This is a genomic window from Kaistia nematophila, from assembly GCF_026343855.1.
GTDB lineage: Bacteria > Pseudomonadota > Alphaproteobacteria > Rhizobiales > Kaistiaceae > Kaistia > Kaistia nematophila.
In genome coordinates, this window is the sequence record NZ_JAPKNK010000008.1 from 54,950 (window position 1) to 73,294 (window position 18,345).

The window sequence follows — 18,345 nt, forward strand, 5'->3', positions numbered from 1 at the left end:
ATGTATGTCGCCGTCAAGGGTGGCGAGCAGGCGATCGACAACGCGCATGGGCTGCTCGCCCATGAGCGTCGCGGTTCGACTTCCATCCCCGATCTCTCTCCAGACCAGATCGAGAGCCAGCTGGTGCTCGCGGTCGACCGCGTCATGGCCGAGGGGTCGCTTTACGATCCTGCGCTCGCGGCGCTCGCCATCAAGCAGGCGCGTGGCGACCTGATCGAGGCGATCTTCCTCGTCCGCGCCTTCCGGACGACTTTGCCCCGGTTCGGCAATGGCGAGCCGGTCGACACCGGCGCCATGGCGATCGAGCGTCGCATCTCCGCGACGTTCAAGGATCTGCCCGGCGGGCAGGTGCTCGGCCCGACCTTCGACTACACCCATCGCCTGATCGACTTCATGCTGGCCGCCGGCGTCGAGCCGCCGGCGCCCGTCGAGGTCGAAGCCGAGCCGGAGGCGTCGCCGCGCGTGACGGACCTTCTCGACGGCCAGGGGCTGATCGAGCAGGAACTGCCCGACGACACGGCGGAGGTCGGAGACCTGACCCGCGCGCCGCTCGATTTCCCGGCCGATCGCGACCTGCGCCTGCAGGCGCTGGCACGTGGCGACGAGGGCTTCCTGCTGGCGCTCGGCTATTCGACCCAGCGCGGCTATGGCCGCACCCATCCCTTCGTCGGCGAGATCCGTTTCGGCGAGGTGATGGCGGAATTCGTGCCGGAAGAGCTTGGCTTCGCTGTGCCGCTCGGCCCGGTCGCCCTGACCGAATGCCAGATGGTCAACCAGTTCCACGGTTCGGCCGAGCTGCCGCCGCAGTTCACCCGCGGCTATGGCCTCGTCTTCGGCCAGAGCGAACGCAAGGCGATGTCGATGTCGCTGGTCGACCGGGCGCTGCGCACCCGCGAGTTCGGCGAGGACATCACCGCCCCGGCGCAGGACGAGGAATTCGTCCTTTCCCATTGCGACAACGTCCAGGCGACCGGCTTCGTCGAGCACCTGAAGCTGCCGCACTACGTCGATTTCCAGGCCGAGCTCGGGCTCGTCCGCCAGATGCGCGCCGAATACCAGTCGCGCCAGCAAGAGCTGAAGGAGGCGGCGGAATGAGCGCCGTGGCAGCGCCGCAGGCGAGCGGCTACAACTTCGCCTATCTCGACGAACAGACCAAGCGCATGATCCGCCGCGCGATCCTGAAGGGGATCGCGATCCCCGGCTATCAGGTGCCGTTTGCAAGTCGCGAAATGCCGATGCCCTATGGCTGGGGCACTGGCGGCGTGCAGGTGACGGCAGCGATCATCGGCCCCGACGACGTGTTGAAGGTGATCGACCAGGGCTCGGACGACACCACCAACGCCGTCTCGATCAGAAAATTCTTCGCCAAGACCGCCGGTGTCGCCACGACGACGGAGACGAAGGACGCGACGATCATCCAGACGCGCCACCGCATCCCGGAGCGCGAGCTGACGGAAAAGCAGACGATCGTCTTCCAGGTGCCGATTCCCGAGCCGCTGCGCTTTCTCGAACCGCGCGAGACCGAAACACGCAAGCTGCATGCGCTCGCCGATTACGGGCTCATGCATGTGAAGCTCTATGAGGACATCGCCCGGCACGGCCATATCGCCACCACCTACGACTACCCGGTCGAGGTCGCCGATCGCTATGTGATGAACCCGTCGCCGACGCCGAAGTTCGACAATCCGAAAATGCATATGTCGCCGGCGCTGCAATTGTTCGGCGCCGGTCGCGAGAAGCGCATCTACGCCGTGCCGCCCTTCACCAAGGTGCGCAGCCTCGATTTCGAGGATCATCCCTTCGAGGTGCAGAAGTTCGACAGGCCCTGCGCGCTCTGCGCGGCGACCAACGTCTATCTCGACGAGGTCGTGCTCGACGATCGCGGCGGCCGGATGTTCGTCTGCTCGGACTCCGACTATTGCGAGGAACGCCGGGCCGAGGGCCATCGCGGCGAGCTTTCCGGCGAGGCGCCGGCTCTGCATGCGGTGGGCGGGGCGGCGTGATGGCCGAGATCTCCGTCCGCAAGGCGACCGAGGCCGATCTGCCGGCGCTGCTCGCGCTTTATGGCCAGCCGGATTTCAACAATGGCCGCGTCACCTCGCTCGAGGTGGCGCAGGCGACGCTCGCTCGCATGGCGACCTATCCCGATTTCGCCGCCTACTGCGTCGAGGTAGAGGGCGAGATCGTCGGCACCTTCTCGCTGATGGTGATCGACAATCTCGCGCATTGGGGCATGGCCTCGGCGCTGGTCGAGAACGTCGTCGTCGCCAACGGCCATCAGGGCGAAGGCATCGGCCGTGCCATGATCCAGCAGGCGTTCCGGCTGGCGGAGGCGAAGGGGGCCTACAAAGTGGCGCTCTCCTCCAACATCCGCTCGACCCGGGCGCATGCCTTCTACGAGAGCCTCGGCTTCGAGAAATACGGCTTCAGCTTTCGTCTGGAGCCGGTGCCGGCCGAGCCTGCCCTTCAGCCAGAACTCATTGACGGACGTGCATCATGACGGCCAATCTCAACGACAAGCCGCTTCTCTCCGCGCGCAATCTCGGCAAGCATTATGGCCAGCGCCTCGGTTGCCGCGATGTGAATTTCGATCTCTATGAGGGCGAGGTTCTCGCCGTGGTGGGTGAATCCGGCTCCGGCAAGTCGACCCTGCTCGGCCTGCTCGCGACCGAGCTTTCTCCGACGGCCGGCGCGGTCCACTACCGCATGCGCGATGGCGAGACACGGAACCTCTTCGACCTCTCCGAGGCCGATCGCCGCTTCCTACTGGGTACCGACTGGGGCTTCGTCCGCCAGGACGCCCGCGACGGCCTGCGCATGGGCGTCTCGGCCGGCGGCAATGTCGGCGAGCGGCTGATGGCGGTCGGTGGCCGGCACTATGGCCGCATCCGCGACACGGCGAGCGACTGGCTCAACCGCGTTGAAATCGAGCCGGAGCGCATCGATGACCTGCCGAAGAGCTTCTCCGGCGGCATGCGCCAGCGCCTGCAGATCGCCCGCAACCTCGTCACCCATCCGCGCCTCGTCTTCATGGACGAGCCGACATCGAGCCTCGACGTCTCGGTGCAGGCGCGCCTGCTCGACCTGATCCGCGGGCTGGTTTCCGAGCTTGGCCTCGCGGTCATCATCGTCACCCACGACCTCGCCGTCGCCCGCCTGCTGTCGCACCGGATCATGGTGATGAGGCAGGGCCGGGTGATCGAGACCGGCCTCACCGACCAGGTGCTGGACGATCCGCGCGAAGCCTACACCCAGCTTCTCGTTTCCTCGGTGCTCGCAGCATGACCCAGAACGACATGTCTCGGAATCTCGTCACCCTCGAAGGCGTCTCGAAGGCCTTCACGTTGCATCTGCGCGACGGCATGAAGATCAGCGTCGTCGACAATGTCTCGTTCGGCGTGAAGCCGGGCGAATGCGTCGTGCTGGGCGGGCCGTCGGGCGCCGGCAAGTCGTCGATTCTCAAGATGATCTACGGCAATTATCGCTGCGACCAGGGCCGCATCTGGGTCCGCGACGGCGACGAGCCGGTCGATGTCGTCACCGCCGAGCCGCGCCGCATCCTGGCGCTGCGCGGATCGGTGATGGGCTATGTCAGCCAGTTCCTGCGCGTCATCCCGCGCGTTTCCTCGCTCGATATCGTCGCCGGCGCGGCGACCGACAGCGGCGTGGCGCAGGCCGAGGCCTGGGCGCGGGCCGAGCGGCTTCTGACGCTCCTGAACGTGCCGGAGCGGCTCTGGAGCCTGCCCCCGGCGACCTTCTCCGGCGGCGAGCAGCAGCGCGTCAACATCGCGCGCGGCCTCGCGGCGGACCGGCCGATCTTGCTGCTCGACGAACCGACCGCCTCGCTCGACGCGGCCAACCGCGCCGTCGTGGTGCGGCTGATCGAGGAGAAGAAGCGGGCCGGCGCGGCTGTCATCGGCATCTTCCACGACGAGGACGTCCGCGACCATGTCGCCGACCGCATCGTCGACGTCACGGAATTCGCCTCCTCCAGGGCGGCTTGAGCTCAGACCAAACGGGATCGAAATGACCGAACCGACCGAATTCCTGATCGAGAACGCCAGTCTCGTCCTGCCCGATCGTGTGGTGGAGAATGGCTGGATCGCCGTTGCCGGCGGCAAGATCGCCGAGATCGGCGAGGGCAGGGCGCCGGAACGCGGCATCGACATCGCCGGCGATTATCTGGTGCCGGGTCTCGTCGAACTGCACACCGATCACCTCGAGGCGCATTTCGCCCCGCGCCCGCATGTGCGCTGGCATGCGCTTTCCTCCGTCATGGCCTATGACGCGCAGATCGCGGCGGCGGGCATCACCACGGTGTTCGACTCGCTCCGCGCCGGTTCCGATGCGGACTCCGCGTCGATCGGCACCGACCTCGCCTTGCTGGCGTCGGCCATCGAGGAGGCGCGCGCCACCGGCCACCTGCGCGTCGATCACCGCACGCATCTGCGCTGCGAGATCGCCTGCGACGACGTCATTGAGCATGTCGAGGCCTACGCCGCGCTCTATCCCGTCGACATGATGTCGTTGATGGACCACACGCCCGGTCAGCGCCAGTTCAAAGATCTGGAGACCTGGCGCCGCTACTACATGCGCAAGAAGCCGATGTCGGACGAGGACGTGAACCGTTTCGTTTCCGCCCGTCTCGAACTGCACGCCAACAATGCCGGCCCGAACCGCCTGAAGCTGGTGGCGCTCGCCGCCGAGAAGGGCGCCGTGCTGGCAAGTCATGACGACGCCACGGCGGCGCATGCGGCGGAAGCCGTCGGCAATGGCGTCGCGCTGGCCGAGTTCCCGACCACCCTGGAAGCGGCCGAGGCTCTGAACGAGGCCGGCATCAGCGTCATCATGGGCGGACCGAATGTCGTGCGCGGCGGCTCGCATTCCGGAAATGTCGCAGCCGAAGATCTCGCACGCGCCGGCTTTCTCGATATTCTGTCGTCGGATTATGTGCCTGCGAGTCTGTTGATGTCCGCCTTCGAACTGCCCCGTCGCATTCCCTCGATCGATCTCGCGGCGGCGATCCGCACCGTGACGCAGACGCCGGCGCGCGCCACCGGGCTCTCGGATCGCGGCGCCATCGAGGCTGGCCTTCGCGCCGATCTCGTGCGGGTGCACGTCACCGGCAAGGACAAGGAAAGCCCGACGCCGATCGTTCGCCAGGTCTGGCGCGAAGGCCAGCGGATCTCGTGAGGGCATGATGGGAACGGGCGTATTGGTGGCGGTCGTCGGGCCGAGCGGTGTCGGCAAGGACACGCTGATCGGCCATGCCAAGGCATCGCTGGCGGGGGATGACGGCTTCGTCTTCGTTCGCCGCCTGGTGACGCGCGGCGAGAATGCCTTCGAGGACCACGATACGCTCGACGAGGCGGCGTTCGCCGAGGGCGTCGAGGCTGGCCGCTTTCCGGTGTCCTGGCGCGCGCACGGCCTCGGCTATGCGCTTCCGGCCGCGACCCTCGAGGCGATCGAGGCCGGCGCCGTCGTCATCTGCAACTTCTCCCGCGGCGCCATCGCGGCGGCGCGGGAGCGCTTCCCGGCGGTGCGGGTGGTGGCGATCTCGGCGCCGGACGCGATCCTCGCGGCTCGCCTGATCGCCCGTGGGCGCGAGACGGAAGAGGGCGTCGCCGCCCGCCTTGCACGCGAGGCGGTATGCGCCCGCGAGATCGATCCCGATCTCACCATCGTCAACGACCGTCCGATCGAACAATCCGGCGGCGAACTGGTCGCCTATCTGAAGGGGCTGCGGACGACAGCCTCCGCCTGATGCAGCCTCGCCGTGGGGAACTCGGCTTGCTCAGTCCGGCCGGCGTGCCCGAACATGCAGAAAGATCGGCGCGACGCGCGTGTCGGCGATGATGGGCTCCGCCTCAGCCTGTTCGACGGTCGCCTTCGGCTCGCCGAAGGCTTCGATGGCGAGCCCGGCGCCGACGATCATCGCCACCCAGTCGGTCAGCGTGCGGTGGAAACGCGGGACGCGGAACGGCTCGACCTTGCTGCGCTCCTCGGCCGGCAGGGACGAGAACCACCACGTCTCCACCGCGCCGTTCGTCTCTTCGAAGTAGTCCGCCACCTCGACGGCGCGCGGTATGCCGTCCGCATCGCGGATGTTGCGGCGGCGCGGCGGCACGAAGCAGGGATGCAGGATCGAGAACTGCAGGAAGCCACCGGGGCGCAAGACGCGCCGCGCCTGCTGCAGCACGGCCTGCTGGCTCGGCATGTCCATCAACGACATGAAGGCGGTGGCGAAATCGAAGCTCGCATCGGCGAAGGGCAGGGCCATGCCGTCGCCATGCAGGTAGCGGATGCCGAGCGGCTCGGCCGCTTCGCTCTCCTGCGCGTGGCGGATGAAGGTCGGGGCGATGTCGACCGCCGTCATCCGCGCGCCCCGCTGTGCGAGCTTGCGGGTGTTCGAACCCTCGCCGCAACCGATGTCCAGCCCCTCGAGGCCGTCGATCGGCGGCAGAATGGCCAGAAAGGCCGGCGTGTTCAGCGCGTCCCGATAGACATCGTAGCCGGCGCGCGAGTGACGGGTCCAGGCTTCGGCATTGGCTTCCCAATGCGCGGCGACGATCGAAGGGTCCATGGGGCAGCGCCTTCCTGTTCGTGAGGGGCGCGCCTTTCAACAGATCGGGGTCCGCCTGTCAAGCCGGCGGTCGCACGTCAGGACGGTGCGGGGGCGGCCGGCCCCGGCCGTTCAGTCCGTCACCGCGTCCCAGGGCAGATCGGCGACGCGGATCGGCCAGCGTTCGTAGACCAGTGTCTCTTCATTTTCGGCGGAGCGCTCGAAGACGCGCGCGGCCATGCCGAGTTCTGCCGCGGAGTGGCCGAGATGCTTGGCCATCGACACCGCGACATCATGCGAGGTGAAAGCTCCGATTTGCGATCCGCTCTGGCTCACGATCGCATAGCCCCGGTCTTCATTGGGCTGAACATAGTAGACCGCCGAATCAAACACTTAAAGTCTCCTTAAGCTCCTCTGACTGCTTAGCTGAGTCGGATGGTCATGTGTGCGCAGAAAGCACTTCCGGTTGCAGGTCCGGTCGGTTGTGGACGGAGTGTGGCTATTCGGTCCCTGCCCCGGGGCCAGTTCAGGCCGATGTCGGGCGTGGTCCCGCTGGGCTGCCGATGGTCAGGAAAGCGATGACGGCCAGGGTGCTCAGCACCGCGATGATCGAGAGCGAGATCGGATATCCGAGATGTTCCGTCATCAGCGCGAAGGCGAAAGGCGCGGCGGAAGAGACCACCAGCCGCACCGAGGTGAGGCGGCCCAGGCGCTTGCCATAGCCGTCGCTGCCGAAGAGTTCGAGCGGCAGTGTGCCCTGAACGATGCTCGAGAGCCCGGAGCTGAGGCCGAAGACGATGGCGAAGGCGAAGGCCCCGGAGAGGCTTGGCGCGGTGGCGAGCAGGATGCCGGTCGCGAGCGGCAGGAAGCCGGAGGCGATGATGGCGAGCGTCCGCTGCGACAATCGCCCGCCGAAGGTCATGTTGGTGAACCGGCTCAATACCTGCGCCGGGCCGAAGACCGAGGCGACCAGCACGCTCGCCTTGGCGAGGCCAAGCCCGGTCAGCATCGGCAGCATGTGGACCAGGAAGGTCGAGGTCACGAAGCTCTGGATCGCGAAGCCGAGCAGCATCAGCCCGAAGGCGCGCGGCCTTGCGGCTCCCTCGATGACGCCCGTCACCGACGCGGCGGCTCGCGGCGTGTGGTCGGGCGGGTCGCGGCGGTCGGAGATGGTGCGCGTCTTGACCATTAGCCAGCCATGCACCGGCAAGCAGACGAAGAGATGCATTAGCGCGAACAGTAGATAGACATGATGCCAGTCGAGCCTCGCATGCAGCGCCGTCGTGAACGGCCAGAACAGCGTCGACGCGAAGCCGGCCATCAGCGTCAGATAGGTGATCGAGCGCTGCGCCGTAGCCGGGTTCAACTGCACCAGCAGCGTGAACGAGGCGCTGTACTGCACCAGCGTAGAGGCGATCTGGATGGCAATCAGCCCTAGAACCAGCATGGCGCCGTTACCGGCCATGGCGCAGACGGCGAGCGCCAGTGCAGCGGCCAGCGAGCCGATCGTCATGACGCGTCCGGCGCCCCGGCGATCGATCCAGCCGCCGACCCAGGGCGCGGAGAGCCCGCCGACCAGCAGTGATACGGAGAGCGCGCCGAACACCCACTCGGTCGAGAGGCCGAACTCGCGCGCCATCGCCGGCGCGAGGACGCTGAAGCTGTAGTAGAGCGTGCCGTAGCCGATGATCTGGGTCAGGCCGAGGGCTAGGACCGCCGTGCGGGATTTCATGGTGGACGCCTTGGATGCCTGCCCGTCGTCGGACGGCCTGAAAACCTGCGGAGAGCGCTGCCGCGAATCGTGCCGCTCGATGGCTCTATGCGCGCTCGCGATCGGACAAGACAACCGAAAACGCGGGGGAAGCGGAGGATTCCCCTGCAGGAGAAGAGCGCGACTGGACGCGCCGCGCCGTCGCTGCCCGGTCGCCCGTGAGGACGGCCTGTCGGCTGGGGAAGGGGCTTTTCGCAGCGTCCGCCAGACCCCGGACGGGCTTTGTTCTCCCCTTAGCCGGCGTGTCATCCGAGCGTTACGGCCTGCGGGCTAAGGCGGTGGCCGTCGCGCCGGTCCAGGCGCTCCCTTTCCTTCGTGAGGCTCTCATGAACGCCAAGCTTCTCAGCGCCGTCGGCACATTCGCCGTTGCAGCGCTGCTCGCCGGCCCCGCCGCGGCAGAAAAGACCAAGATCGATTTCTGGTTCGGCAATTCGGGCGACATTGCCAAGCGCGTCCAGGAACAGTGCGACCGCTTCAACGCCAGCCAGTCCGACTATGAAGTCGTCTGCACGAGCCAGGGCTCGTATGACGCCTCGCTGCAGAACACCATCGCGGCCTTCCGCGCCGGCCAGCAGCCGACGATCGCGCAGGTCTCGGATGCCGGCACCCTCGATATCATGCTGTCGGGCGCCTATTACCCGGCCAACAAGCTCATGACCGACATGGGCTACACGGTCGACTGGAAGGACTATTTCTCCGGCATCGCCAGCTACTACGCGACGTCGAAGGGCGAGATGTACTCGTTCCCCTTCAACTCCTCGACCGCGCTGCTCTACTGGAACAAGGACGCCTTTGCCAAGATCGGCAAGGACCATGCTCCCGCGACCTGGGAAGAAGCCGCCGCCGATTTCAAGGCGCTGAAGGCTGCCGGCTATGCCTGCCCGCTCGGCTTCAACATCTCGCGTGACGAAGTCTGGCAGCTCGAAGAGCAGTTCAACGCCATCCATGGCGAGCCGATCGCGACCAAGCGCAACGGCTTCGACGGTCTCGACGCCGAACTGACCTTCAACAAGGGCAAGTGGGTCCAGTTCGTCAAGGATCTCAAGGGCTGGTACGACAACGGCGAAGCCGTCATCAAGTCGAAGGAAACCGGCCAGACCTTCATCGAAGCCTTCGCCAATGGCGATTGCCAGGTCATCCTGACCTCGGTCGGCGACCACGGCAATATCGGCCGCACCGCCAAGGAAGGCATGAACTGGGATGTCGCGATGCTGCCGGTCTACGAAGGCACCGCGCGCAAGAGCTCCTTCGTCGGTGGCGCCTCGCTCTGGGTTCTCTCCGGCAAGTCCGAGCCGGAATACAAGGCGGCCGCGGCCTTCTTCGACTTCATCGCCAAGCCGGAAGAAGCGCTGACCTGGTCGACCGTGACCGGCTATATCCCGGTCCGCAACTCGGGCTTCAAGTACCTGAACGAGCAGGGCTTCTACGACAAGGCCCCGTACAAGGGCCGTGAACTGGCGATCGCCAGCCTGACCGCTTCGCCGGCCGAAGATCCGGCTCCGCACGGCATCCGCCTCGGCGGCCTGCTGCAGATCCGCCAGGAAGTCTCGAACGGCCTCCAGGCGATCTTCATCAAGAACGAAGACGTCCAGGCTTCGCTCGACACGGCTGCCGATCGCGGCAACCAGATCCTGCGCAAGTTCGAGCAGACCTACGCCGGCAAGACGCTGCCGTAGTCTGCCTCGCTGAGCTCCCACCCCACCCTCCCGGCTCCGGCGGGGAGGGACAAGGGAGGCCGGGCGGAACGTGACCCGTTCACGTTCCGCCTATTCCTCGATCCGGCCTCGTCCCCCATGCGCAGCGCCGGATCCAGGTCGCCGTCGTCCCACCGTCGCGGGACGCCGGCAGCCTGAAGAACGAGACCGTCCGATGGAAAAGCGCGCTACCTTCTCGTCCACGACGATCGGCATTCTGTTCGCCCTGCCGATGCTTGTGCTGATCTTCGTCTTCTTCTACTGGCCGAGCGGTCAGGCGCTCTATTGGGCCTTCACGCTGGAACAGCCCTGGGGCGGTGGCAACACCTGGGTCGGGCTCCAGAACTTCCGCCAGCTCCTCAGCGATCCCTATTACTGGGGGGCCATTTCGCGCAGCATGGTCTTCGGCCTCGGCTCGACCGGCATCGCCATGGGCGTCGCGCTGCTGCTGGCGCTGTTCACCGATCGCGAGCTCCGTGGCCACAAGGCCTATCGCACCATCTTCATCTGGCCCTATGCCATCGCGGCCCCGGCGCTCGGCCTCGCCTTCCGCTTCATCCTCGCGCCCGAGGCCGGCTTCCTGTCGCTGATCAACCAGATCTGGCCGGGCCTTTGGAATCCGGCGCTCGACGGCACCGATGCGATGATCGCCGTCATCATCGCCTTCTCGTGGAAATATATCGGCTACAACTTCATCTTCTTCCTCTCGGCGCTGCAGTCGATCCCGCGCTCGCTGATCGAGGCCGCCGCGATGGACGGCTCCGGCCCGATGCGCCGCATGTGGGATATCCAGCTGCCACTGCTGACCCCGACGCTGTTCTTCCTGCTGGTCATCAACATCACCGAGAGCTTCCAGGATAGCTTCGGCATCGTCGACATCATGACCCAGGGCGGCCCGGCGCGAGCCACCGAGCTGATGGTCTACAAGATCTATTTCGACGGCTTCAAAGGCCTCGACTATTCGGGCGCCGCCGCCCAGTCGATCATCCTGATGGGCCTCGTCGTCCTTCTCACCATCGTGCAGTTCCGCTTCATCGAGCGGCGCGTGCACTACAAGTAGGAGGCAGGTCCGATGGTCGAACGCACTCCCATCTTCAACGCCATCTGCCAGATCGTCCTGCTGATCGGTCTGGTCACGGTGCTGCTGCCCTTCGTCATCGTGATCGTCGCGGCGACGCACGACATCCGAACCGTCAACACGGTGCCGATGCCGCTGGTGCCGGGATCGGATCTGTTCGTCAACCTGCACGAGGCCTGGGTTCGCGCCGATCTCGGCCGCAAGCTTTTCAACTCGCTGCTGTTCGCCGGCGCCGTGGCGGCCGGCAAGGTGCTGCTGTCGTCGATGGCGGCTTTCGCGATCGTCTATTTCCGCTTTCCCGGCCGGTCGCTGATGTTCTGGCTGATCTTCGTCACTCTGATGCTGCCGCTCGAAGTCCGCATCGTGCCGACCTATGCCGTCGCGGCCAACGCGCTGGCGCCGTTCCAGGCGATCCTGAACATCACCGGCATCACCTGGCTGGTGCAGACGGTGGCCGGCCTGCAGCTGAAGCTCGAATGGGGCCTGCTCAATTCCTATACAGGCCTGATCCTGCCGCTCGTCGCCACGGCGACCGGCACCTTCCTGTATCGCCAGTTCTACCTGACGGTGCCGGACGAGCTGGCGGAAGCGGCGAAGATGGACGGCTCCGGCCCGGTCCGCTTCTTCGCCGACATCCTGCTGCCGCTGTCGAAGCCGAACATGATCGCGCTCTTCACCATCATGTTCGTCTGGTCGTGGAACCAGTATCTCTGGCCGCTGCTGATCACCACCGACCCGAATTTCGGCATCGCGGTGACCCAGCTGAAACACCTCATTCCCTCTGAATTCGGCTTGCCGGACTGGAACGTCGCCATGGCGGGGACGCTCATCATCATGGCTCCGCCGCTCATCGTCGTGATCCTGATGCAGCGCTGGTTCGTGCGCGGCCTGATCTCGACCGAGAAGTGATTGGAAAGGACCAAACCGATGTCATCCATTGCCATCCGGGGCGTCAGGAAAGCCTATTCGAAGAACGCCGTCGTCCACGGCGTCGACCTCGAGATCGCCGCCGGCGAGTTCATTGTCATCCTCGGTCCGTCGGGCTGCGGCAAGTCCACGCTGCTGCGCATGATCGCCGGGCTGGAAGAGATTTCCGGCGGCGAGATCTGGATCGACGGCAAGCTGGTGAACCGCATGGAGCCGCGCGAACGCGGCTGCGCCATGGTGTTCCAGAACTACGCGCTCTATCCGCACATGACGGTGGCGGAAAACATCGGCTACGCGCTCAAGGTCGCCGGCGTTCCGAAGGCCGAGCGGATGAAGCGTGTCGCCGCGACGGCCAAGATCGTTGGTCTCGAAGCCTTCCTCGATCGCCGGCCGGCCGCGCTTTCCGGCGGCCAGCGCCAGCGCGTCGCCATGGGCCGCGCTATCGTGCGCGAGCCGAAGGTGTTCCTGTTCGACGAGCCGCTCTCCAACCTCGACGCCAAGCTGCGCGTCGCCATGCGCGCCGAGATCCGCCGCCTGCATCGCCGCCTCGGCGCCACCTCGGTCTTCGTCACGCATGACCAGACCGAGGCGATGACGCTGGGCGACCGGCTCGTCGTGATGAATGGCGGCCGCATCGAGCAGGTCGGCACACCGGCCGAGGTCTATAATCGCCCGGCCACCCGCTTCGTCGCCAATTTCGTCGGCTCGCCGTCGATGAACCTGATGGAGGGCGAGATCGACCGGCATGGCGTGTTCGTCTATGACGACCAGCGCCGTATCCCGCTTCCCGGCGCCGTCGAGGCGCGTCTCGTCGGCCACAAGGTCGTGCTTGGCGTCCGCGCCGAGGCCGCCCGCCTCGTTTCCGCCGGCACGCCGGGCTCGATCCCCGCGACCGTCGACTTCATCGAGGAACTTGGCGCCGGCCGTGTCGTCCACACCGATTTCGACGGCCTCTCCTTCGCGGTCGCCTTGAGTGATGCCGCCACCGTCCAGACCGGCGATGCCGTCGGCATCCGGATCGATCCGGCCGACGTCCATCTGTTCGCTGTCGATACCGGCCGGCGCATCGACGCCCTCGCGTCGCAGCCGGCCGCTGTCGCCTCCCTCTGACCCCAAGCCGAGAGACCTGTCATGACCCAAGACCTGATCACGCATGTCGGCTTCGCCACCACCTCCGGCGAGGGCGATATGAACCATATCGAGGCGTCGCTCGCCCGCATCGTCGAGCTCGGGGCCGACGTCGCCGAACTCTCGCTCTGCGGCGACGACCTGATCGCCGGCGGCCGCGTGCTGGAAGCCCGCGCCAAACGCCTGGTCGATATCTGCGCCAAATTCCCGCTGCGCTACACGGTGCACGGCCTGATCGTTTCCAATTTCATGGATGCGCGGAACCTCGAATTCCAGATGGCCGCCGCCAAGGCCATGGTCGAACTCGCCCAGCGCGTCGGCGCCGACACGCTCGTCCATCACAGCGGCCACGCGCCGATGGCGCCGCGCCGCGTGATCGCCGGCTATGACCGCATGCAGGAGGACGCGCTGAAGGAGCTGGCCGATTTCGGCGGCAAGCACGACGTCCGCATCGCGCTCGAAAACATCTTCGCCGTCGACGACGACATGTATCGCCAGCAGCCCTCCGAGGTCGCGGCGACCGTTGGGGCGATCAACCACCCCTATCTGGTCACCACCATCGATTTCGGCCACGCCTATATCGAGGCGACCCGCACCGGCGGCAACTTCCTCTCCGAGGTCGCGGCGATGGGGCCGGTCGCCGGCCATCTGCATGTGCATGACAGCTTCGGCCGTCCCTACACGATGTCGAAGTTCTACCACCAGAGCGAGGCGATCGCGCTCGGCATCGGCGATCTGCACCTGCCGCTCGGTTGGGGCGACCTGCCGTGGGAAAGCGTGTTCGACACCATCGACGTGCTGCCCGGCACGGCGCTGATCATGGAGATCGGCGAGCGCTTCGATGCCGAGAGGGCCGAGTCGATCGAGATGGCCCGCGCGCTGGCCGCCCGCCTCAACGCCCGTCACGCCGCCCGCGCCGCCTGATCGAGGGAAACGCCATGACCGCGGACGATCTAGCCCCGAGTGCCGCTGCCGAACTGGTGACGACCGTCGTGCCGAAGCTGCCGGTGCCGTCGATCGCGTTCCGCGAGGAGGCGATGCGTTCGCCGAAGACGAGGGCGGAGCATGACCGCCTCGCCCTCGACCTGCCGGCCTTCAACGCCGTTGAGATCCGCGGTCCGGCTCCCGTCCTCAGACCGGACGGTCCGCTCCGTATCGCCGCCTGGAATGCCGAGCGGCTCAAATATCAGAAGCCCTCCGCCGATCTGGTCGCCGGCGTGGCGCCCGACGTGCTGCTTCTGTCCGAGACGGATCTCGGCATGGCGCGCGCCGGCAACCGCCACACCGCCGGCGACCTCGCCGCCGCGCTCGGCATGGGCTACGCCTATGGCGTCGAGTTCCTGGAACTTGGCCTCGGCGACGACCGCGAACGCGCCTGGCATGCCGGCGAGACCAATGCCGCCGGCTTTCACGGCAATGCCCTGCTGTCGCGACTGCCCTTCGGCGACGTCGCGCTGATCCGGCTCGACGACGGCGCCGTCTGGTGGCTCGATGCCAAGGATGGCGAGCACCGGCTCGGCTGGCGCATGGCGATCGCCGCGCGGGTCGAAGCCGAGCAGGGGCCGTTCTGGGCGGTCGTCGTCCATCTCGAAAGCAAGTCGGACGCGGCCGACCGGGCGCGGCAGATGATCCGCCTGCTGCAGGCGGTCGATGGCCTGGCGCAGGGATTGCCGGTCGTGATCGGCGGCGATCTCAACACGAATGCCCTGATGGGCCACAGCCCCGCCGACTGGCTGGCCGGGCCGCAGAAGCACGAGCTGTTGTTCGCGGTCATGGCCGAAGCCGGCTTCGACTGGCAGGACGGCAACACGGCCGACGCGACCCTGCGGATGCGTCCGGACGGCACGCCCTTGCCGCCCTATTGCCGGATCGACTGGCTGCTTTCCCGCGGCCTCGACGCATCGAACGCCCGCACCGTGCCGGCGCTCGACAAGGCCGGCAACGCGATCTCGGACCATGATCTCGTGGTCGCCGACTTCGCCTTTCGGTAGGCCGGCCTATTCCCAGCCGAAGACGCTGCGGCCGGCATAGCTCGCCGACCGCTGCCGCTCGTCGGCGATCATCTCCTCGACGCTCGGCCCGGTGGCGACGCGCTCCAGCCGGCGCGCCTGCTCGTCGAGCCGCTTCAGCGCCGCCATCTCCTCCGCCTCGCCGAGCTTCGCCTTCTGCACGGCCGAGGTCATGACGCGGATGGTGTGGTCGTAGACCCGGAGCGGGACGGGGAAGGGATGGCGGTCCTTGCCACCATGCGCGAATGAGAAGCGCGCCGGGTCGCTGAACCGATAGGGCGCGCCGTGCACGACCTCGGCCACCATGGCCAGCGCCTGCACCGTGCGCGCGCCGACGCCCGGCACGAGCAGCAAATCGGCGAAATCGGCCGGGCCTTGGTCGGCGGCTGCCGCCAGCGCGCCATGCAGGCGTCGCGTCACCACATCGCTGGAGCGCACGTCGTGATGCGCCGGCATGATCAGATGCGGCAACAGCGGCTCGTCGGTCTGCGCGGGTGGCGGCGCCGTTTCCGCGCGGAGCGCCGCGAATTCGAGCGCGATCTTGTCGGGCCCGAGATCGCCCAGCATGTCGAGTTGGCCGATGCGCGATGCCTCGGCCCGCCTGTCGGTCAGGTTGACGATCTCGCCCTGCCGCTCGCCGTCGATCGCCGCATGCGGCTCGTCGACGAAGCTCTTCAGCCCCTCCGATTGCCAGTGGTAGCGCCGCGCCTGGTGGGTGTCCTCGTTCATGCCCTGCTGGATCACCACCCAACTGCCGTCATCAGTGACGATGAAGCCGTGCAGGTAGAGATCGAAGCCGTCCTGGATCGCGGCGCTGTCGACCTTGGCGACGAGCCGGCTCGCCCGCGCCATCGCCATGCCGTCGAAGCCGACCCGGTCGCCGATGCCGACCAGTTCCTGCGGCGTCAGGCGCGAATGGCGGCCCTTGCCGCCGCAGACATGGATGCCGAGCTCGCCGGAGAGCGGCGTCAAACCGCGCTTCAGCGCGCCGAGCACGCTGGTGGTGATCCCCGACGAATGCCAGTCCATCCCCATCACGGCGCCGAAGGACTGGAACCAGAACGGATGGGCGAGGCGGCGAAGCAGCTCGTCGCGGCCATATTCCTGGACGATCGCCTCGCTGATGACGGCGCCGAGCCGGGTCATCCGGTCGGAGAGCCAGCGCGGTACATGCCCGCCATGCAGCGGCAGATCCGCGCTCCCGGCTCGCTTGGCCATGATCGGTTCCGTCCGTTACGTCTGGTGGCGTTGGCGCGAGCTTAGCATGTCGGGCTGCGCCTACAGCATCCGCGCTGGGCGCAGGCCGCGGAGGCTGTTGCCGAGGTACCAGCGCCCGGCCGTGACGAGGTCGTCCGGCGTCAATTGCCGTTCGATGGCCTTGCCGGACCGGAGCAGGCTCTCGCGCAGGATGCCGGGCAGCAGGCCGTCGGCGAGCGGCGGCGTCAGCAGCATGCCGTCCTCGCGCTCGACGAATATATTGCTGCGCGTCGCCTCGGTGACGAAGCCGGAGCGGTTGACGAGGATGGCCTCGTCGGCGCCGCGGGCGCCGGCCTCGGCGAAGGCGGCCTCATAGAGCCGCCTTTTCGTCGTCTTGTGGCGCAGGAAGGGATCGCCGGCATCGGCCTGCAGACTGGCGATGATGGTGGCGACCGGTCGGTCCGGCTCGGGCGGCAGGGCCGGGGCGACGATGTCGAGCGTTCCGTCACGGCGCAGCTCCAGACGGACCCGGCGGTCCTGCTCGCCGCCGAAGGCCTCCCGCAGGGCTTCGAGCCGGGCTTCCGCCTCGCCGCGGTCGAAGACGAAGCCGAGCGCGCTTGCCGAAGCGGCGAGGCGATCCAGGTGCAGGTCCAACCGCCCAAGCCCCGTTTCGGCCGAGCCGCGCAACGTCTCGATCAGGCCATAGTCCTCTCCGAGATCGGTCAGTACCCGCGCCTTCAGGAGGCATTCGGCATATTCGGCTTCGGCGTGCGAATCCGCGACGACGCCGCTGCCGACGTCATAACGGCCGCGGCCATCGGCAAGGAGCGTTGCCGTCCGGATCGCGACGTTGAAGCGGAGGTCGCCATTCGGCGCGATCGCCCCGATCGAGCCGGTGTAGATTTCGCGCGGGTCCTCTTCCAGTTCGCGGATGATCTCCATCGCGCGCAGCTTCGGCGCGCCGGTGATCGAGCCGCAGGGGAAGGCGGCCTGCATAAGCTCGGAGAGCGAGGTTCCGGGCAGCAGTCGCGAGGTCACGGTCGACGCCATGGCATGGAAGGTCGGATAGGTCTCGGCATTGAAGAGGTTCTCGACCTCGACCGATCCGATCTCGCTGATCCGGCCGAGATCGTTGCGCAGCAGGTCGACGATCATCAGGTTCTCGGCGCGTTGCTTCGGATCCTCGCGCAGTTCGTCGATCGCCGCCCGGTCGGCGTCCGGGTCGGCCTGGCGAGGCACGGTGCCCTTCATCGGCCGTGTCGTGGCCCGGCCTGCCGAAACGTCGAGGAACAGTTCCGGCGACACCGAAAGGATCGTGGCGCCGTCGAAGGAAATGATGCCGCCATGCGCGACCGGTTGGTTGGCGCGCAGCGCCGCATAGAGCGCGAGCGGGTCGCCGCCATAGCGGAAATCGATCGGGAAGGTGAGGTTGATCTGATAGGCGTCGCCGGCGGCAAGATAGTCGAGCACGCGGCCGATCTTCGATGCGTGCGCGGCTTCGTCCAGCCGGGGGCGGACATCGGCGATCGCAGGCGGCGGGGCGAGGGCGCCGAAAACGGCATCAAGTTCCGCCGCCCCCAGGCGGAGCGCTTCGCGGAACAGGCCGAACCAGAGAAGCGGCAGTTCTCGCCCGGCCGGAAGCGCGGCGACGAGGCGGTCCTGCAGCGCATAGCCGAGCTCGTAGCCGAGGAATCCTGCCGCATGCAGTCCGCGCCCCAGCCCGGCTTCGATTCTGGCCATTGCATCCGGGACAGCCGCCGCGTCGTAGCAGCGGACGATCTCGACCGGATCGGCATAGAGGGCCGCCGTGGCGGAAGCGTCCAGACGGTCTTCCAGCAGCACGAAGGGCGACGATGCCGTGAGCAGGTCGGCAAGAGCAGGCGGCATTGCGGGCGTTGATCCTGAGCGAAGCGAAGGCCGGAAGCGGCGCGGGTCCTTCCATAGCCCGAGGCGGGACGGAAGGCGACCGCCCGCGCCTT

18 protein-coding genes are annotated in these 18,345 nt (G+C 67.1%); 13 read left to right on the forward strand and 5 right to left on the reverse strand.

Features of this window, described 5'->3' with window-relative positions; all coding sequences use genetic code 11:
• From OSH07_RS17680 to phnN, 7 genes are read left to right on the forward strand one after another with little or no spacing between them, the layout of a single operon-like run.
• A complete protein-coding gene (locus OSH07_RS17680) occupies positions 1-1,095 on the forward strand; it encodes a carbon-phosphorus lyase complex subunit (protein WP_266340011.1) in 1,095 nt (364 codons plus the stop codon).
• Complete coding sequence (locus OSH07_RS17685) at positions 1,092-2,003, forward strand: alpha-D-ribose 1-methylphosphonate 5-phosphate C-P-lyase PhnJ (protein ID WP_266340012.1); 912 nt, start codon at positions 1,092-1,094, stop codon at positions 2,001-2,003. The genes OSH07_RS17680 and OSH07_RS17685 overlap by 4 nt, the downstream gene beginning before the upstream one ends.
• Positions 2,003-2,500, forward strand: coding sequence for a GNAT family N-acetyltransferase (locus OSH07_RS17690; RefSeq protein WP_266340013.1), 498 nt, complete (start codon positions 2,003-2,005; stop codon positions 2,498-2,500). Before OSH07_RS17685 ends, OSH07_RS17690 begins: the two co-directional genes overlap by 1 nt.
• Complete coding sequence (phnK, locus tag OSH07_RS17695; protein ID WP_266340014.1) at positions 2,497-3,285, forward strand: phosphonate C-P lyase system protein PhnK; 789 nt, start codon at positions 2,497-2,499, stop codon at positions 3,283-3,285. Before OSH07_RS17690 ends, phnK begins: the two co-directional genes overlap by 4 nt.
• Complete coding sequence (gene phnL, locus OSH07_RS17700; RefSeq protein WP_266340015.1) at positions 3,282-4,004, forward strand: phosphonate C-P lyase system protein PhnL; 723 nt, start codon at positions 3,282-3,284, stop codon at positions 4,002-4,004. Before phnK ends, phnL begins: the two co-directional genes overlap by 4 nt.
• Positions 4,005-4,026: 22 nt before the next feature.
• Positions 4,027-5,193 (forward strand): alpha-D-ribose 1-methylphosphonate 5-triphosphate diphosphatase, encoded by a 1,167-nt coding sequence (locus tag OSH07_RS17705; RefSeq protein ID WP_266340016.1) that lies wholly within the window; start codon positions 4,027-4,029, stop codon positions 5,191-5,193.
• Positions 5,194-5,200: 7 nt separating this feature from the next.
• Positions 5,201-5,764 carry a phosphonate metabolism protein/1,5-bisphosphokinase (PRPP-forming) PhnN gene (gene phnN / locus OSH07_RS17710; protein WP_266340151.1) on the forward strand — a complete coding sequence of 188 codons (564 nt, stop codon included), beginning with the start codon at positions 5,201-5,203 and terminating at the stop codon, positions 5,762-5,764.
• A 30-nt stretch (positions 5,765-5,794) separates the two neighbouring features.
• Here phnN and OSH07_RS17715 read toward each other — a convergent pair whose 3' ends face one another.
• The 3 genes from OSH07_RS17715 to arsK form a co-directional block, all read right to left on the reverse strand.
• A complete protein-coding gene (locus OSH07_RS17715) occupies positions 5,795-6,583 on the reverse strand; it encodes a class I SAM-dependent methyltransferase (RefSeq protein WP_266340017.1) in 789 nt (262 codons plus the stop codon).
• A 111-nt stretch (positions 6,584-6,694) separates the two neighbouring features.
• The gene (locus OSH07_RS17720; protein WP_266340018.1) at positions 6,695-6,955 is read right to left on the reverse strand and encodes a hypothetical protein; all 261 of its coding nucleotides are present in this window, start codon (positions 6,953-6,955) and stop codon (positions 6,695-6,697) included.
• 133 nt (positions 6,956-7,088) lie between these two features.
• Positions 7,089-8,294: an arsenite efflux MFS transporter ArsK gene (arsK, locus tag OSH07_RS17725; RefSeq protein WP_266340019.1), complete on the reverse strand. Its 1,206-nt coding sequence runs from the start codon at positions 8,292-8,294 to the stop codon at positions 7,089-7,091.
• Between the two features lie 365 nt (positions 8,295-8,659).
• On the opposite strand from arsK, the gene OSH07_RS17730 reads away from it, so the two are divergent.
• The 6 genes from OSH07_RS17730 (at position 8,660) to OSH07_RS17755 (ending at position 15,151) form a co-directional block, all read left to right on the forward strand.
• Positions 8,660-10,009 carry an extracellular solute-binding protein gene (locus OSH07_RS17730; RefSeq protein ID WP_266340020.1) on the forward strand — a complete coding sequence of 450 codons (1,350 nt, stop codon included), beginning with the start codon at positions 8,660-8,662 and terminating at the stop codon, positions 10,007-10,009.
• 193 nt (positions 10,010-10,202) lie between these two features.
• Positions 10,203-11,087, forward strand: coding sequence for a carbohydrate ABC transporter permease (locus OSH07_RS17735; protein WP_266340021.1), 885 nt, complete (start codon positions 10,203-10,205; stop codon positions 11,085-11,087).
• A gap of 12 nt (positions 11,088-11,099) precedes the next feature.
• Positions 11,100-12,014, forward strand: a complete 915-nt coding sequence (locus tag OSH07_RS17740) for an ABC transporter permease subunit (protein ID WP_266340022.1) — start codon at positions 11,100-11,102, stop codon at positions 12,012-12,014.
• 18 nt (positions 12,015-12,032) lie between these two features.
• Positions 12,033-13,142 (forward strand): sn-glycerol-3-phosphate ABC transporter ATP-binding protein UgpC, encoded by a 1,110-nt coding sequence (gene ugpC / locus OSH07_RS17745; protein WP_266340023.1) that lies wholly within the window; start codon positions 12,033-12,035, stop codon positions 13,140-13,142.
• Between the two features lie 21 nt (positions 13,143-13,163).
• Positions 13,164-14,084, forward strand: coding sequence for a TIM barrel protein (locus OSH07_RS17750; RefSeq protein WP_266340024.1), 921 nt, complete (start codon positions 13,164-13,166; stop codon positions 14,082-14,084).
• A gap of 14 nt (positions 14,085-14,098) precedes the next feature.
• The gene (locus OSH07_RS17755) at positions 14,099-15,151 is read left to right on the forward strand and encodes an endonuclease/exonuclease/phosphatase family protein (protein ID WP_266340025.1); all 1,053 of its coding nucleotides are present in this window, start codon (positions 14,099-14,101) and stop codon (positions 15,149-15,151) included.
• A gap of 6 nt (positions 15,152-15,157) precedes the next feature.
• On the opposite strand, the gene OSH07_RS17760 is transcribed toward OSH07_RS17755, so the two are convergent.
• Complete coding sequence (locus OSH07_RS17760; protein ID WP_266340026.1) at positions 15,158-16,387, reverse strand: DUF763 domain-containing protein; 1,230 nt, start codon at positions 16,385-16,387, stop codon at positions 15,158-15,160.
• Positions 16,388-16,447: 60 nt separating this feature from the next.
• The gene (gene pabB / locus OSH07_RS17765; protein WP_266340027.1) at positions 16,448-18,253 is read right to left on the reverse strand and encodes an aminodeoxychorismate synthase component I; all 1,806 of its coding nucleotides are present in this window, start codon (positions 18,251-18,253) and stop codon (positions 16,448-16,450) included.
• Positions 18,254-18,345: the final 92 nt, after the last annotated feature.

Excerpts from the sequence above, each read along its gene's own strand:
- OSH07_RS17680 (WP_266340011.1), top strand. The coding sequence starts at position 1 with ATGTATGTCGCCGTCAAGGGTGGCGAGCAGGCGATCGACAACGCGCAT.
- OSH07_RS17685 (WP_266340012.1), top strand. The coding sequence starts at position 1,092 with ATGAGCGCCGTGGCAGCGCCGCAGGCGAGCGGCTACAACTTCGCCTAT.
- OSH07_RS17690 (WP_266340013.1), top strand. The coding sequence starts at position 2,003 with ATGGCCGAGATCTCCGTCCGCAAGGCGACCGAGGCCGATCTGCCGGCG.
- phnK (WP_266340014.1), top strand. The coding sequence starts at position 2,497 with ATGACGGCCAATCTCAACGACAAGCCGCTTCTCTCCGCGCGCAATCTC.
- phnL (WP_266340015.1), top strand. The coding sequence starts at position 3,282 with ATGACCCAGAACGACATGTCTCGGAATCTCGTCACCCTCGAAGGCGTC.
- OSH07_RS17705 (WP_266340016.1), top strand. The coding sequence starts at position 4,027 with ATGACCGAACCGACCGAATTCCTGATCGAGAACGCCAGTCTCGTCCTG.
- phnN (WP_266340151.1), top strand. The coding sequence starts at position 5,201 with ATGGGAACGGGCGTATTGGTGGCGGTCGTCGGGCCGAGCGGTGTCGGC.
- OSH07_RS17715 (WP_266340017.1), bottom strand. The coding sequence starts at position 6,583 with ATGGACCCTTCGATCGTCGCCGCGCATTGGGAAGCCAATGCCGAAGCC.
- arsK (WP_266340019.1), bottom strand. The coding sequence starts at position 8,294 with ATGAAATCCCGCACGGCGGTCCTAGCCCTCGGCCTGACCCAGATCATC.
- OSH07_RS17730 (WP_266340020.1), top strand. The coding sequence starts at position 8,660 with ATGAACGCCAAGCTTCTCAGCGCCGTCGGCACATTCGCCGTTGCAGCG.
- OSH07_RS17735 (WP_266340021.1), top strand. The coding sequence starts at position 10,203 with ATGGAAAAGCGCGCTACCTTCTCGTCCACGACGATCGGCATTCTGTTC.
- OSH07_RS17740 (WP_266340022.1), top strand. The coding sequence starts at position 11,100 with ATGGTCGAACGCACTCCCATCTTCAACGCCATCTGCCAGATCGTCCTG.
- ugpC (WP_266340023.1), top strand. The coding sequence starts at position 12,033 with ATGTCATCCATTGCCATCCGGGGCGTCAGGAAAGCCTATTCGAAGAAC.
- OSH07_RS17750 (WP_266340024.1), top strand. The coding sequence starts at position 13,164 with ATGACCCAAGACCTGATCACGCATGTCGGCTTCGCCACCACCTCCGGC.
- OSH07_RS17755 (WP_266340025.1), top strand. The coding sequence starts at position 14,099 with ATGACCGCGGACGATCTAGCCCCGAGTGCCGCTGCCGAACTGGTGACG.
- OSH07_RS17760 (WP_266340026.1), bottom strand. The coding sequence starts at position 16,387 with ATGGCCAAGCGAGCCGGGAGCGCGGATCTGCCGCTGCATGGCGGGCAT.
- pabB (WP_266340027.1), bottom strand. The coding sequence starts at position 18,253 with ATGCCGCCTGCTCTTGCCGACCTGCTCACGGCATCGTCGCCCTTCGTG.